The sequence below is a fragment of the Synechococcus sp. MVIR-18-1 genome, assembly GCF_014279835.1.
Taxonomy (GTDB): Bacteria; Cyanobacteriota; Cyanobacteriia; order PCC-6307; family Cyanobiaceae; genus Synechococcus_C.
Map to the genome: position 1 here is coordinate 924,735 of NZ_CP047942.1, position 13,278 is coordinate 938,012.

Annotated in this window: 13 protein-coding genes and 1 pseudogene; 7 read left to right on the plus strand and 7 right to left on the minus strand. The window is 51.9% G+C overall.

Annotated features, from left to right (window positions below; translation table 11 throughout):
- Positions 1 to 521: 521 nt before the first annotated feature.
- The 4 genes from SynMVIR181_RS13260 to SynMVIR181_RS04940 all read left to right on the plus strand — a co-directional run bounded on the left by SynMVIR181_RS13260 (position 522) and on the right by SynMVIR181_RS04940 (position 3,289).
- The gene (locus SynMVIR181_RS13260; protein ID WP_255444499.1) at positions 522 to 728 is read left to right on the plus strand and encodes a site-specific integrase; all 207 of its coding nucleotides are present in this window, start codon (positions 522 to 524) and stop codon (positions 726 to 728) included.
- 332 nt (positions 729 to 1,060) lie between these two features.
- On the plus strand, positions 1,061 to 1,387 hold the full coding sequence (locus SynMVIR181_RS04930; protein WP_186590515.1) for a hypothetical protein: 327 nt from the start codon (positions 1,061 to 1,063) through the stop codon (positions 1,385 to 1,387).
- A 375-nt stretch (positions 1,388 to 1,762) separates the two neighbouring features.
- Complete coding sequence (psbA, locus tag SynMVIR181_RS04935) at positions 1,763 to 2,842, plus strand: photosystem II q(b) protein (protein ID WP_006854385.1); 1,080 nt, start codon at positions 1,763 to 1,765, stop codon at positions 2,840 to 2,842.
- A 261-nt stretch (positions 2,843 to 3,103) separates the two neighbouring features.
- Complete coding sequence (locus SynMVIR181_RS04940) at positions 3,104 to 3,289, plus strand: hypothetical protein (protein WP_186590192.1); 186 nt, start codon at positions 3,104 to 3,106, stop codon at positions 3,287 to 3,289.
- A 917-nt stretch (positions 3,290 to 4,206) separates the two neighbouring features.
- On the opposite strand, the pseudogene SynMVIR181_RS04945 reads toward SynMVIR181_RS04940, so the two are convergent.
- From SynMVIR181_RS04945 to SynMVIR181_RS04955, 3 genes and pseudogenes are all read right to left on the minus strand, one after another.
- Positions 4,207 to 4,478 (minus strand): annotated as a pseudogene (locus SynMVIR181_RS04945) (DUF3104 domain-containing protein).
- Between the two features lie 184 nt (positions 4,479 to 4,662).
- Positions 4,663 to 5,127, minus strand: coding sequence for a hypothetical protein (locus SynMVIR181_RS04950; protein ID WP_186590193.1), 465 nt, complete (start codon positions 5,125 to 5,127; stop codon positions 4,663 to 4,665).
- Between the two features lie 467 nt (positions 5,128 to 5,594).
- A complete protein-coding gene (locus tag SynMVIR181_RS04955; RefSeq protein WP_186590194.1) occupies positions 5,595 to 6,323 on the minus strand; it encodes a hypothetical protein in 729 nt (242 codons plus the stop codon).
- A 317-nt stretch (positions 6,324 to 6,640) separates the two neighbouring features.
- Between SynMVIR181_RS04955 and SynMVIR181_RS04960 the strand changes: the two genes are divergently transcribed.
- On the plus strand, positions 6,641 to 6,799 hold the full coding sequence (locus tag SynMVIR181_RS04960) for a hypothetical protein (protein ID WP_186590195.1): 159 nt from the start codon (positions 6,641 to 6,643) through the stop codon (positions 6,797 to 6,799).
- 32 nt (positions 6,800 to 6,831) lie between these two features.
- On the opposite strand, the gene SynMVIR181_RS04965 is transcribed toward SynMVIR181_RS04960, so the two are convergent.
- A complete protein-coding gene (locus tag SynMVIR181_RS04965) occupies positions 6,832 to 7,827 on the minus strand; it encodes a ribose-phosphate pyrophosphokinase (RefSeq protein ID WP_186590196.1) in 996 nt (331 codons plus the stop codon).
- Positions 7,828 to 7,923: 96 nt separating this feature from the next.
- Between SynMVIR181_RS04965 and SynMVIR181_RS04970 the strand changes: the two genes are divergently transcribed.
- Entirely contained in the window at positions 7,924 to 8,475 is a 552-nt protein-coding gene (locus tag SynMVIR181_RS04970; protein ID WP_186590197.1) for a hypothetical protein, read from the plus strand.
- Here the strand turns inward: SynMVIR181_RS04970 and SynMVIR181_RS04975 are convergent.
- Both SynMVIR181_RS04975 and SynMVIR181_RS04980 read right to left on the minus strand, forming a co-directional pair.
- Entirely contained in the window at positions 8,444 to 9,406 is a 963-nt protein-coding gene (locus tag SynMVIR181_RS04975) for an LCP family protein (RefSeq protein WP_255444453.1), read from the minus strand. The two genes, SynMVIR181_RS04970 and SynMVIR181_RS04975, sit on opposite strands and share 32 nt — an antisense overlap.
- 286 nt (positions 9,407 to 9,692) lie before the next feature.
- Positions 9,693 to 10,781, minus strand: coding sequence for an NAD(P)H-binding protein (locus SynMVIR181_RS04980; RefSeq protein ID WP_304623034.1), 1,089 nt, complete (start codon positions 10,779 to 10,781; stop codon positions 9,693 to 9,695).
- Positions 10,782 to 10,929: 148 nt separating this feature from the next.
- Here SynMVIR181_RS04980 and malQ point away from each other — a divergent pair, with 148 nt between their 5' ends.
- The gene (malQ, locus tag SynMVIR181_RS04985) at positions 10,930 to 12,456 is read left to right on the plus strand and encodes a 4-alpha-glucanotransferase (RefSeq protein ID WP_186590199.1); all 1,527 of its coding nucleotides are present in this window, start codon (positions 10,930 to 10,932) and stop codon (positions 12,454 to 12,456) included.
- Here the strand turns inward: malQ and SynMVIR181_RS04990 are convergent.
- Positions 12,423 to 13,271: a RodZ family helix-turn-helix domain-containing protein gene (locus tag SynMVIR181_RS04990; protein WP_186590200.1), complete on the minus strand. Its 849-nt coding sequence runs from the start codon at positions 13,269 to 13,271 to the stop codon at positions 12,423 to 12,425. The genes malQ and SynMVIR181_RS04990 overlap by 34 nt on opposite strands.
- Positions 13,272 to 13,278 lie beyond the last annotated feature (7 nt).

Consider the following 13,278-nt stretch of genomic DNA (forward strand, 5'->3'; position numbering starts at 1 on the left):
GTTTCAGTCCTCTTGAGTCTCTACGTGCTTCATACTCTTATCGGGAATTGTTTAAAAGTCGAATTCCCTTTTCGATCAGAGAATTTTATAGTCTGATTGTCTTGATTGACGTGCTTCAGGCCATGCAGTGAATGACTTTAATCCTAATTATTTATATGTAGTGATTGATGTAATTATGCTTTATTGATGATTTTAATGGATTTTCTTAATGGTTGGCTAAAAGAAAAATCTTCAGACGTGGAGTTGTTACAACCAAAATCCTGCAAGTTGTCAAGAGCTCCACAGAATGATCGAAGAAACAACCAGTTAACCCAGGTGGCATGATCGCGATTGTTCGCTGGAAAGATATTGATCCTCTTAATAATAGAGGCCAAATTTACCTTTTCGGCAAGTGATCAAAGCGACACACTGTCCGCGTATCTCCAGAAACGCTCGAACTTTTTGAGGGCCTAGGTCGTGGCGCTGATGAAGAGTTTGTTTTCCCCAGTCCAAGGTGAGATGGGCATCTCACGCGTCAAGCAATTGGGGATGTCTGCAGAAAATGGGGGCGAGCCGCTGGATTCCATGATCATCCAAATCAGTTGTTTCATAGCCATGCAACGCAGGCGATTCGCCGCGGAGTAGATGTTTTCACGCTTCAGGTACGGCTCGGCCACTCATCAAGTGCAACCACTGATCATTACGTGGCTGCTTACCCTCGGGGCAGCAGTTTACTTCGACTTGGGTGAAGTTTCTGAAGGGAGCGACACTTCCTTCAGTCGTAATTCGCATTGCGTCAGAAAAGTTAGATCTCGCCACAGTTTCAAAAGAACTATGAAAACAATCATCTTCTCTATCATTAGCTAATATTGGAAGAGGTGGATTTCCTGCTTTTTACGGCTTTGTCATATGGTTAATTAATGATCTCTGCCGATCTACTTAGGGTGACAACTTGCCTTACATCAACGCATCACAATTATCCAGAAATACTGTCAAGTCTGGTGCCGTTATTCGCTGGAGTGGTGGTAATGACCCAGCGAGATCTCATCACTTACTTGCTCAATACGGAGGCTGATTGGCCATGGCAAGAGCAAAAACAGAAGAGATCTCCGACCGCATCGATGCCCTTCAGGGAATGATCCTTGAGGGTGAGCCCAAGACTTTATGTCTCATTTTTGCGCGACAGCAGTGGGGGGTCTCAAGGGCTCAGGGTTACCGCCTTCTTAAACGTGCCTGGACGCAAATCAAAGCTGATGTTGATGAGACCGGTATTGATAGACAGGAGCTGTTGGCCTGGTCAATTCAGACGCTGATGGCTGCTGCTGCTCAGGCAAAACAACAGAAGAATCCTGGAGCAGTTGTTACTTATATTAAGCAGCTCGACTGGATGACGGGTTCAATTCAATAGTTGGAAGCAGTTCTCAGCGCAGACGTTGAAGCTTCAGGTCATATTTACGACGGCACGGTTATTCCCCGTTGGCTTGCTTGAGATGATTTGGAGGCGCTGCCCCCGCCACGAGAGGTGTTTTTTATTGCCTTGAGATCAGAGTCCATAGCGGACGCTGTAATCACCCAATCCTTAGCTCGTCGCTCCAGGTATCGTCCTCACGCCTCAAACCCACTCCAACAGAGCCGTGATCAGCTGAGCTGATCACGGGGATCAGGAGCGCTCACGCCGGGAATTGTGTCAGCAGCGCAAACTTCCTTTACATTGCCGGTGTCGGGTTAACCGACCTTCTTTATTCGCCACCGGGATTCATCCCACAGGCTCCTTTCCGTTCTCATGACTACCACCATCCAGCAGCGCTCCGGCGCTAACGGCTGGCAGCAGTTCTGTGAGTGGGTCACCTCCACCAACAACCGTCTTTATGTCGGTTGGTTCGGTGTGTTGATGATCCCCACACTGCTTGCCGCTACCACTTGCTTCATCGTTGCTTTTATCGCCGCTCCTCCGGTTGATATCGACGGCATCCGCGAGCCTGTTGCAGGTTCACTGATGTATGGCAACAACATCATCTCTGGTGCTGTTGTTCCTTCCAGCAACGCCATTGGCTTGCACTTCTACCCAATCTGGGAAGCTGCCTCACTCGACGAGTGGCTCTACAACGGCGGTCCTTTCCAACTGGTTGTCTTCCACTTCCTGATCGGCATCTACGCCTATATGGGACGTGAGTGGGAACTTTCCTACCGCTTGGGCATGCGCCCTTGGATCTGTGTTGCATACAGCGCACCTGTTGCTGCTGCATCTGCAGTGTTCCTGGTCTACCCCTTCGGTCAGGGTTCTTTCTCTGACGCCATGCCTTTGGGCATCTCTGGAACCTTCAACTACATGTTGGTCTTCCAGGCTGAGCACAACATCCTGATGCACCCCTTCCACATGCTTGGAGTGGCTGGTGTCTTCGGTGGTTCACTGTTCTCCGCCATGCACGGTTCATTGGTGACCTCATCCTTGGTTCGTGAAACAACCGAGACCGAGTCCCAGAACTACGGCTATAAGTTCGGCCAAGAAGAAGAGACGTACAACATCGTGGCTGCTCACGGCTACTTCGGTCGCCTGATCTTCCAATACGCCTCGTTCAACAACAGCCGTAGCCTTCACTTCTTCCTTGCAGCCTGGCCTGTGGTCGGCATCTGGTTCACCGCCCTTGGCGTGTCAACCATGGCCTTCAACTTGAACGGCTTCAACTTCAACCAGTCAATCCTTGATGGTCAGGGCCGCGTCCTGAACACCTGGGCCGACGTTCTTAACAGAGCTGGACTTGGTATGGAAGTGATGCACGAGCGCAACGCTCATAACTTCCCCCTCGACCTGGCAGCTGCTGAGTCCACACCTGTGGCACTTCAAGCACCTGCAATCGGTTGATCTGGAACCCCTTCAAAGTTCAGATCAACTGAACTAGAAAGCCCCCTCCTCACAGAGGGGGCTTTTTTGTGCCTTCCTTTCTTCCTCAACAACACAGAAAAAGCGATCACAATTCACAAGCAATCCTTCGATCCTTATCCAATAAGGATCCCTTCACATGTCACCCATTCCAGTTGAAAAAAACTAATGGAAAAAACTGACTAGCACGATGACAAAACCGGCCTTCTCAACTATATTTCGAAAAGTAACGGAGATTTATTGATGGGCGAATATGTCGTCTCTGAAAGCATCAACTTTCCGTTCCAACTTGTTATTAGCATCGTTGGAAGCATTTTGATTGGGGCGTATGCGCTCAGCAGCCAACCCAACGAAAACTCAGATGATGATGATTTCGGCAATGGCGATGGGGGCATGATGCAGCCGGTGGCCGCCACCGGAGCCATCTAAGCCCCAAATCAAACGACTTGCCTTCAAAAGCAGGAATTAACACTGCCGTCGGGTGGTGTTTTTTATTGCCTTCTGTCATGGATCAATCCATCTGGTCTAGCTAATGCCTCATCGGCAACACCATTCTGTGCTTTATGACCTGAGCGGACATGAGCAACTTGGTTTGACTGAGCAAGAAGTTGTTTGTTGTGTCAACGCAACATCCCTTCGAAGAAGCCACTCCCTCACTGAGTGGCTTTTTTGATGCCTTCTGTCATGGGTCATTCCAACTGTTCATCTAACGCCTCATCAGCAACACCTTTAAGTCAAATGAGCCTGGTCGGACTGTGCTTTATGGCTTGAGCGGACACGAGCAACTTGGTTTGAATTGGAAGGTAAATGTCATCGAGAGATGTCCATGCCACCTGGTGACCCGATTCCACTTTCCGTATGGCTGGCCTGCCTCTCGATTGGAGTGGGGCTGGGCGGAACGTTAATGCAATTCTTGATGACGGGTTAAGCGCTGGCTGTACACAGCTAAAACAAAATAGTAACCAAATCTTTTCAAAGAACTTTGCGTTCTTGGCAGCGAAGACTCGATATCAGTAGTAGTCGTTTCATTGAGCCAGTTTGCCTTGTAAGTTTTACTTAAATGATCTTCAATTTAATTAACTAAGCAACCAGCTAACTAACTAACTAACTAACTAATTCATGACTCATCAGCAACACCTTCTAGTCAAATCAGCTTGGCCTGACTGTGCTTTATGTCTTGAGCGGACACGAGCAACTTGGTTTGACTTATAGGGCAGATGTAGGGGATGCCTATCGAGGAGACACAGCAGATTTCTTCCTTCCCATCCAACTGACTATTGGATGACGACTCAAACACTTGCAGTGAGCCGCTTCTGTCCAGGGGGTGGCTTTTTTTATGCCTTCTTTTATGGGAGTACGTGAGTGACTGCATCACCGTTTACCCAGGTGATCTCCCCGCTATCAACGTTGGCTACCTGAAACATGGTGTCACCCTTGGGTCTCTCGCTCCGCCTTCACACCAGATGACCTGCCCCATGAACCAGTCGCCGTTGCTCTTCTGAGCCACCTGCTGTTGAGCTTGGACAATCACGAGGTTGCCTGGACTCACTGACAGGAAGGCAGGTGGTGGAGTGTTGGCCAGTGGTGAGGGTGCTGACGTTGGATGATCTGTGCTCATGCTTCGACTGCTCAGTACACCTGTTCTACTCCTTAGCTTGTCTTGTTCTTTCGCAGGATCACGACAACAGCACCACCAGCTTTTTCAAGGCAGCTCTCATTCGCTGAACCTAAGAAGATTGTGCTGATTCGCGAGCTTTGTATTGGAGTTTGAGCAAATATCTGCAGTGCGGATTACTCTTTTCTCAAGTTTCTTGTTTTGCCTCGCATCCAATTGATTTGCATACAGCAGCTTTAAACTGGTAAAACTGATTAATGATCAGGGCCTCTTCAATGTCGTCATCAGGAATTAAGGGAATGGGAAGAAGGATGAGAAGAGGTACAGGTCTGGAAAAGTCTTCGCTGCCACATAAATACGTCTTTACGCCCAACAAAAGCTTGGAAATCCTTTTGATGACAACTTCGCAGCTGTTTTGGTCTTCGAATAAGATCTGCGCTTTGAACTGAATGTCAATCTCGCAATCGTTAGTATCGCTTACGTGATTTGAGTTTCTCCATACTCCTTCAATCATCCACCACATTCCTCCGTTATGAACCCAAACTGTTGCCAATTCTGGAGGGTTTGCTTTGAAGATATTGAGTTGACAATTAAAGCCTTTGTCTTTGAGGATCTTGCAAATTCTTCTGCTTGTAAGCTCGGTTGCTTGCACGGGATTGATCGCAGATGTGCTCGTATTATCATCATCCTTTGCGCAGTTACTGCAGCTTGCAGATGAGGCATGAGCGCGTTCATTTCATACTAAGTAACTGTAAGTATTGTCTGCCTGTATTACGCGTTAAGAGGCGGTAGAAGGGAGAAGGCCAAGTAAAGACTTCTCCTAGCTAGATCAGGGGGTTTTAATGCCGCTGATTTTGGCTATCTGTTGGATTGTCTTAGAGGAAAAGCAAGTTAAGTTCATCAGTGTCTCAGTACACATGTTCTGCTTTATTGCCTTCGATGAGAGATATCTCTTGGTGGTGGGGTGGAGATAACCCGGTGGTAACGCAGGTCCATAGATGCCCCGATGGGTTTCTACAAGGGAGCCACAGGTGCGGCAGTTCCATGTCTTCGCAGATGGAGCCCACTTGCTGTTGTGCGGCTGAATGGTTCCGCAATGGATGACGGTGAACTCGGGCATCAGTTCTTACCTCCCATCCATTCATCGAGCTGAGACCATATTGGCGTGATTGCTGTCTTGAATCTGTCGACGCCATAGCCATCTCCATAGGTGCTCTTCATGCCGTCAAGAGCATGCCCCACAAAGGCCTCCAGGACGTCCTCAGAGCCGCCTAAATCTCTATTAATACGTATTAGTCCATGACGGAAGCTATGGCTGCTGACGTCCTTGTTAACCCGCTGTAGCTTCCTGTTAATGATGGTATTAGAGGGCCAGTGGAAGTCGAAGTCTTTTAGCTCTTCACATAACCAAACCGGCAGAGGAATGACTCGATTGGACTGCTTATTCTTTGTAGCCTTCTGTGCCTTGAACTCGTGCTTGATTGTGAAAGTACAAGCATCAAGATCAAAGTCTTTTGCATCACGTCGTTTGATCTCACTGATACGTGTTCCGGTGTAAGCCTGGATCAAGATTGCCAGCCTCTGATTATTTGCAATGGTTGCCAGTAATGCAGTCAATCCTTTGTAATCAGGCTCAATTGCGGTGTAGATATGCTTTACCTCGCTGGTGCTGAAGTCAACTCGCGTGAATGGGTTTGTCTCCAGGTCATGCAGCAGGCCGCTCTTGATGCTGACGTTGATGAGAGATCGAAGAGTCGCGCAGTTGATCTCGATGCTTCGCGGGCTTAACCCTTCAGAGGCCATTGCCTGCATCCACGCCCTGATGGTGACCGGTGAAGCTTCAGACAAGGAGAAAGGACCCGCTGGATAGCGAACTTCTGATTTGAATACCAACCATCGGAGAAGTCCTCACCCGTCTTGCGCTTCTTGACCGCCACCGCCTCGTTCACCAGGTCACGCCAATCCAGACGCTTGATCTGGTCGTCGTTGGCTATCTCACCCCAAGTAATCGTCTTGGCCGTTGCGTTGTCGAAATCATTAAACCCGTCTGGGTTCGTTGGAATCGTCCACTCGGTGCCTTCTGTGTCCGCTGCCTATCTGCTCTGTCCTCCCGTGGTTGCTGCCTGCTGAAGCTCAGCTATGGCCTGTGCTGCTCTCTTGGTGGCTTGAACCTGATCCCTGGTCTCAAGGCTCTTGGCCGTCCGCTTGCCATCGATCCACAGCACTACCTGGTAGATGCCGCTGGCCTTCCTCTGGATTGTCCTCTATGGCCTTGCCATTGTCGCAGTTCTCGATCAGTGTTCTGCACCAATGCCGCAGTATGACTGGACTTTGCTGGTGCTGACTGCAGTATTACTTAGCGGAACATCGAGCTGACAGAACTTTCCTCATGGATGCGCCAGATCGCTTCGCCGAGCATGTTGGCGACAGACAGCACATGCAGCTGGGGAAAGGTGTGATTGGATGCGATTGGAATGCTGTTGGTGACCACGACCTGTTCGAACAGTCCATCAACAGACAATCGCTCGATCGCTGGTGGAGAGAAAACGGGATGGGTGGCACAAGCAATGACACCAGTAGCGCCTTGCTCTCTCAGCAACTTGGCACCAGAGCAGATCGTGCCTCCGGTATCGATCATGTCGTCGATCAGGATCGCCGTGCGACCGCTCACATCGCCAATCACGGTGAGGCTTTCAGCCATGTTGTGACCAGTTCGGCGCTTATCGATGATGGCGAGAGGCGCACCGTTCATTTGTTTAGCAAAGGCCCTGGCTCGGGCCACACCACCCACGTCAGGAGACACCACAACCACCTCTCCCAGGTCTTGGGCGGCGAGGTGATCCACAAGCACGGGAGAACCGTAAATGTGATCACAGGGAATGTCGAAATACCCCTGGGTCTGAGCTGAGTGCAGATCCATTGCCAGCACCCGATCGACTCCTGATTTGACGAGCAAATTGGCGGTGAGCTTGGCAGCAATCGATTCCCGACCGGCTGTTTTGCGGTCTGCGCGTGCATAGCCGTAGTAGGGAACCACTGCGGTGATCTGTCGTGCCGATGCCCGTCTGCAGGCATCAACCATGATCAGCAGCTCCATCAGGTTGTCGTTCACCGGAGCGCAGGTGGGTTGGATCAGGAAGACATCGCAGCCGCGAATCGATTCCTGAATTTGCACATAAAGCTCACCGTCGGCAAAGCGCTTACAGACCTTCGGGCCATCGGGGACACCAAGGTAGGCCGCAATTTCGCGGGCGAGTGCGGGATTGGAGGTGCCGCTAAACAGGCGAAGACGTCGAGTGTCGTGCTGCAACTTCTCTTGCTCGGCTCGGGCAGCGGTGAGAAAACTTGTCACGATGCCCGCGCTTGAAATCGGCGATGAACCGATCGTAGTGCTGCATCGCCTTCCTATCCATAAACGGTATGGATCGGATCTCCCTAAGGTCGCTTCATGCTCGATTTCACCTTGGCTCTTGTTGGCGCTGGCCCCCTTCCTGAGCTCTCGATACGCGAGGGTGCTCAACAGCTTGCCGATCGCTTTTCGGCTGAATTAGTTCCATTGGCCTGTGGTTCGGAACCCCACAGTGGCTTGCAGGCACTGGCATCGCGTCAGCGCGAACGAAACCGACCCACGCTGCTGCGTTTGAGCGGTGATGCGGCGATGCTGCAAGGCTCCTCTGGAAGCTGGTTTGATGCTTTAGCCGCTTGGCGATGTCCCGTTTTGCTGTTGGCCCAGCCCAATTCAGCTGGTTTGATCCCTGGCATCGCACCTGCCTCCGTTGCCTTGTGTCACTCGCTCAGCATTCCTTTGGTTGGTTTGGCGCAACTTGGGGGCAGCTGGGATTCGGCGGCACGCCGAATGGATGGTTTGCCCTGGTGTGGCCTCTTAGACACAACAGATAACGGTGGGGCTGCTTCTGATGCGCTGGTCCGTTCCATCCAGCAGCGCTGGAAACGCATGAACCCAGGGATCAGTTCTGATCTGGCCAAATTGGCAGGCTGAGATCTGGCTTCAATTCGCGCAGCATCTGCTGACCGACCCGAGGTGCAAGAGGAAGCTCCGTAATTACTGGTGGTGAGGGCGCACTGATCGCAGCAGCAATCAGGCTGAGCATCTCTGTGCTGCTGATATCCGTTGTGACTTGATTGGAAAACACATTCAGCAGCTCGGGCACCACGGTGACTGCATCGATTTCCGATAACTGCTGATGCACGCCTTGGAGCAGCAGCTGTTGCCTCAATCTGCGCTGATGGTCGTTATTGGCCTTGGGTTTGTGACGTGCGAGTTGTTCTGCCTGAGCACCGTTGAGTGTTTGCAGACCGGCCTGCAGGTTCACGCTGTAGCCCTGGGACTTGTCCTCGTACTTATAGGTTTGGTTGAGGGTAACTTCGACGTCTCCAAGTCCTTCCACAACTCTGCGCAAGCCTTGTCTGGAGAGGATTAAGTAGCGATCTGGCTTGTTCGTCGGTAGATCGATCAGCTCGCCAACGACGTCAGAGGTGAGAGCGATTCCACCGTGTTGCCACGTTTTAGAAAGAGCTTGCATCTCCTCGATTCCTGGCAGTTGAACGGCCAGTTCTGTCGGCAACTGCAGAATCTGAACAGGCTGTTTCGTACTGATATTCACCAGCATCAAGCTGTCGGCATTGGCAGGCCCTTGAGGTGCTGCGTTGTTGGAGGGGGCATTCAAGGTGTCTGCATCGAGGCCAACAACCAACACCATCACGGCTTGTTCGGGCAGAGGCGCGAGGGCTAACGGCCCCTCGGACGACTGCACATCGGCGCCGTCAGGGTCTGGTTTGGGCCAGATCGTCGCAAGCGCTGTGCCCGCTAAGGCAATGCCCAGCAATGCAGCACTGATTCGCAGAATGCTGCGTCCGGGGCGGTCGCCCAACCAGCCCTTGGCTGGCTTTTTCTGCGAGTCCTCACTCAACGCTGGATCCCCCATGCGTGATGGTTTGGTGATTGATCAAACAGTCTTGCTCAGCTTCGCTGAATTGGGAATCAAAGTCCCAAAAGGGAACGGCAACTGGACCTTGATCAGGGGTTAGAGCCTCGGTTGATATCAGCTTTGCGAATGGATTCTGGACAATGCAATTTATTTTTTAAGGGTAATTTTGGGTAAATGATAATATGCCTAAGCACGGAATATTGAGTTGTTTATGTAGTCTACTTGTGTCGTTTATGAAGGTTTGATTGAGCATCTTTAGAAAGCTTCTTTAAAAAAGAGCAGCATCCCCTAATTCTTGTCCAGCCATTCCTTCTTTGTAGACTCTTGCGAAAAACTGTTCGAGGGTGTCTTCTCCAAACGAAGGGGTTGCGTTGGGGTCGTAGCAATCACGCTTCTTATCCCAAACCAACATAGATTCACTGGCGTAATAGCAACCGATACGGGCAAACTCGGCGGTGTCTTCGACAGCTGGTACGAGCGTTGCCACTTTTTCTAAAAGTGCAGTGGGTGCCTTCATCACTGCCATTGGTAACGAAAGCATCCTGGGCGCGCGACCTAGTGTTTTAAAGAGCATTTCTCCTTGTGTGCGAGCGCTGAGGGCTGGGCCAGGCCCTCCGATGGGCAAGGTTTGGTTCACTTTATCGGTTTCATTGACACAATTGGCCAAGAAGCATGCAAGGTCTTTTTCACTGATTGGCTTGCAACTTGTTAGCTCTCCATTGCCAAACATCACATAAGGTGCACCTTTTCTGCAGCTCTCAAATTGGCCTGCAATGCTTTTGAAAAAGGCTGTGGGCCGAACGATCGTGTGGGTGATTTCTGCGTCTTCCTGAAGCCTAGTTTCGAAGGCAAGCTTCGCTTTTTGGAATTCTAGAATTGGCTTCTGTACACAGATGGCTGAAAGCATCACGAAATGCGCTACCCCAGCCTTCCGTCCCTCGTTGTAGGTGTTTAGGTTGGCTTCATAATCAATCGCCCATGAATCCTTCTTGCCGCCCGTTCTTGATGCAAGGCAAGAAATCACCACATCGGTGGGCTCGTTGAAGGCATGGGTTGCTAGTGACGCCGGATTGGTGACATCGCCAAATCTCACCTCTGCACCGGGGAAATCGGCCACCACATCGGCTTGACCTTTTCGTCCTCCGATTCCACTGGATTCGCGGGCGAATGCCATCACCTGATATCCACGCTCTACCAGCTCTTTCACGACAAATCGTCCGATGTATCCGGTGGCCCCGAAAACGGCCACCCTCACTTGATCTGGAGAGCGTTCTCGAAAATCATGGCGCGGTAACAGGGGGGGGAGCACGTCGTGACTCGGTCGATCTGGACCAACGCTAAAGCGTGAATCTTTCATTTACAAACGACGCCAGCTAGGAGACCACCGTCATTGCGATCAGCCTGAGCAACGAGCTTCGATCGTTGTTAAGACGCTCCGTAAGATCACAAAGGTCGGATCATTTTTATTTCCTTCGACCGTCTGGCACCCCGAATGATTTGCTTCGATGGTTAATCAATCCAGAAGCGAAAGGGATCGGCGGGTTGGTGTCCTCCTTCATCCAACGGCTTTGCCAGATTCACCTGTGTGTGGAAGCTTTGGACGGCCTGCCCGCGAATGGATAAAGGCTTTGGCGGGCCATGGTGTGTCCGTCTGGCAGATTTTGCCCCTTGCTCCGCCGGATGGCACAGGGTCGCCCTACAGCTCACCCTCCAGTTTTGCCTTGAATCCGTGGCTCCTAGATGCCGAAGATTTGGCAGAGGAGAGCTTTTTGGCGTCCAGTGCTCTCGAGAGTCTTCCTGGAGCTGATGCCAAGGCGGAAGCCACCTCTGTGCTGGATTTCCAGCTGGCCGACGCGCGTGCTTCTGCACTGGGCCGAGCCCTTGCCGCCCATTGGCCTCAGCAATCCTCTTCGCGCAAACAACAATTTGAACGCTGGAGGGTTGACCAAACCCATTGGCTGACCGATCACGTCAATTTCGTGGTGCTGCGCGATCAACACAACGGTTTGCCTTGGTGGTCTTGGCCCCATCCGCTCGCAGTTCAACAACCTGCTGCCTTAGCTCAGTGGCGGCTCCATCATGGTGAGGCCTTGCTGGAGCAGGAACTTCTCCAGTGGCATCTCGATCGACAGTGGCAACGCCTGCGCGTGCAAGCTCGGGATTTGAACATCGAGATTCTTGGAGATCTGCCCTTTTATGTGGCTCGCGATAGCGCCGATGTTTGGAGCCATCGATCCTTGTTTTCGATTGCTGCCGATGGACGTTTACGGCTGCAGAGTGGCGTTCCACCCGACTATTTCTCAGAGACTGGTCAGCTCTGGGGGACGCCTGTTTACAGCTGGGCGCGTCATCGGCGTACTGGATTTCGTTGGTGGCGGAATCGCTTGAAGCGGCAGTGGAGACTTGCCGATCGGTTGCGTCTGGATCATTTCCGTGCTCTGGCTGGCTTTTGGGCGGTCCCTGGCGATGACGACACGGCTCAAAATGGGGAGTGGCAGCGCTCACCCGGCCATGAATTGCTGCGGCTTCTGCGTCGCGACGCGGGTGGGACGCTTCCCATCGTTGCCGAAGATCTTGGCGTGATCACCCCAGATGTGGAACGGCTTCGTGATCGCTTTCGTCTACCGGGAATGAAGGTGCTGCAGTTCGCTTTTGATGGCAATCCCCGTAACCCCTATTTGCCATGCAATATCAAAGGTCGCAGGTGGGTGGTGTACACCGGTACTCATGACAACCCCACGACGATTGGGTGGTGGCAGCGACTTGATGAATCCTCTCGGCGCCAGGTGGGCGAGTTGCTTGGGTGTCATGTGGAAGCACCCGGATGGCAATTGATGGAGCTCGGGATGGCAACGTCTGCTGAGCTTGTGGTGTCTCCCTTACAGGATTTGCTGCATTTGGATGATCAAGCACGATTCAATACTCCAGGCACGGTTGGCGGCAATTGGTGCTGGAGGATGGGCGCTTTTGATGAGGCCTTGCAAGGGGCTCTCAAGGGTTATGGCGAGAGAGCTGCGACCTGGGGCAGGTGATAAGAACCAGGTTGATTGGTTTTTGGAGTGAGGGCCTGTCCGTTCCAGCGCACGGAGTCTGCCTCTCCTGGTGGAGGGTTGATGCTGAGGTCAACTGGGGGTAAGAGCTGCAAGGTCACTGTTCCGGTAGCGCCTTGAAGGTTGGTTCGATCTCCTCCTTCACTGCTCAGGCTGATCTGCCGTGGTTGGTTGAGGTTGATTTCGAGAACGCCTGGTCTTGTTGGTTGATCGAGAGGGAGATCGAGCTGTCCGAGGCTGGCTGTGAGCTCCTCCTCCAGCGGGCGCAATCCCTTCAAGATTTGGTCTGAGTCCAGGGGTGTATTGATCGGGATGGGCTTTGGAGAGAAGGCGTTGAGATTGATCAGATGTCTTTGTTGATGGTTCAGAGCCAGAATCGAGCAGATCATCACAGCGCCGTACACCACGCTCCCTTGCCATGTGGTGAAGATATCGATGCTGCCGAGAGTGAAGCGCGTGCCTCGACCATTGGTCGCCAATCGATTCGATCCTGGTCTGTTAGGCAGGGCTGCACTAAGGCTGTTGCTTGGAAGGTCTAAGTAGGTCTCCAAGCGCTGCAACATCGCCACGAGATAGGCGGCTTCTGGTAAGCGGTCTTGCCAGCCGCGTTCGAGGGCTTCTAGGACCGGCGTTGTGATTCTCACTTCTTTTGAAAGGTCTCGCATGCTGAGACCTTTTCGTTCTCTTTGTTCGCGCAGCAGCTGACCTGCCTCCTCTAAGGAGTTGTTGCGGCTCTCAAGCGAGGTTGGAGCGTGTTGCCTGTTGTTGTGACGTCGCCAAGGGAGGGGAAACTTCATCTCGGCG

Excerpts from the sequence above, each read along its gene's own strand:
- SynMVIR181_RS04930 (WP_186590515.1), top strand. The coding sequence starts at position 1,061 with ATGGCAAGAGCAAAAACAGAAGAGATCTCCGACCGCATCGATGCCCTT.
- psbA (WP_006854385.1), top strand. The coding sequence starts at position 1,763 with ATGACTACCACCATCCAGCAGCGCTCCGGCGCTAACGGCTGGCAGCAG.
- SynMVIR181_RS04940 (WP_186590192.1), top strand. The coding sequence starts at position 3,104 with ATGGGCGAATATGTCGTCTCTGAAAGCATCAACTTTCCGTTCCAACTT.
- SynMVIR181_RS04970 (WP_186590197.1), top strand. The coding sequence starts at position 7,924 with ATGCTCGATTTCACCTTGGCTCTTGTTGGCGCTGGCCCCCTTCCTGAG.
- SynMVIR181_RS04980 (WP_304623034.1), bottom strand. The coding sequence starts at position 10,781 with ATGAAAGATTCACGCTTTAGCGTTGGTCCAGATCGACCGAGTCACGAC.
- malQ (WP_186590199.1), top strand. The coding sequence starts at position 10,930 with ATGGTTAATCAATCCAGAAGCGAAAGGGATCGGCGGGTTGGTGTCCTC.
- SynMVIR181_RS04990 (WP_186590200.1), bottom strand. The coding sequence starts at position 13,271 with ATGAAGTTTCCCCTCCCTTGGCGACGTCACAACAACAGGCAACACGCT.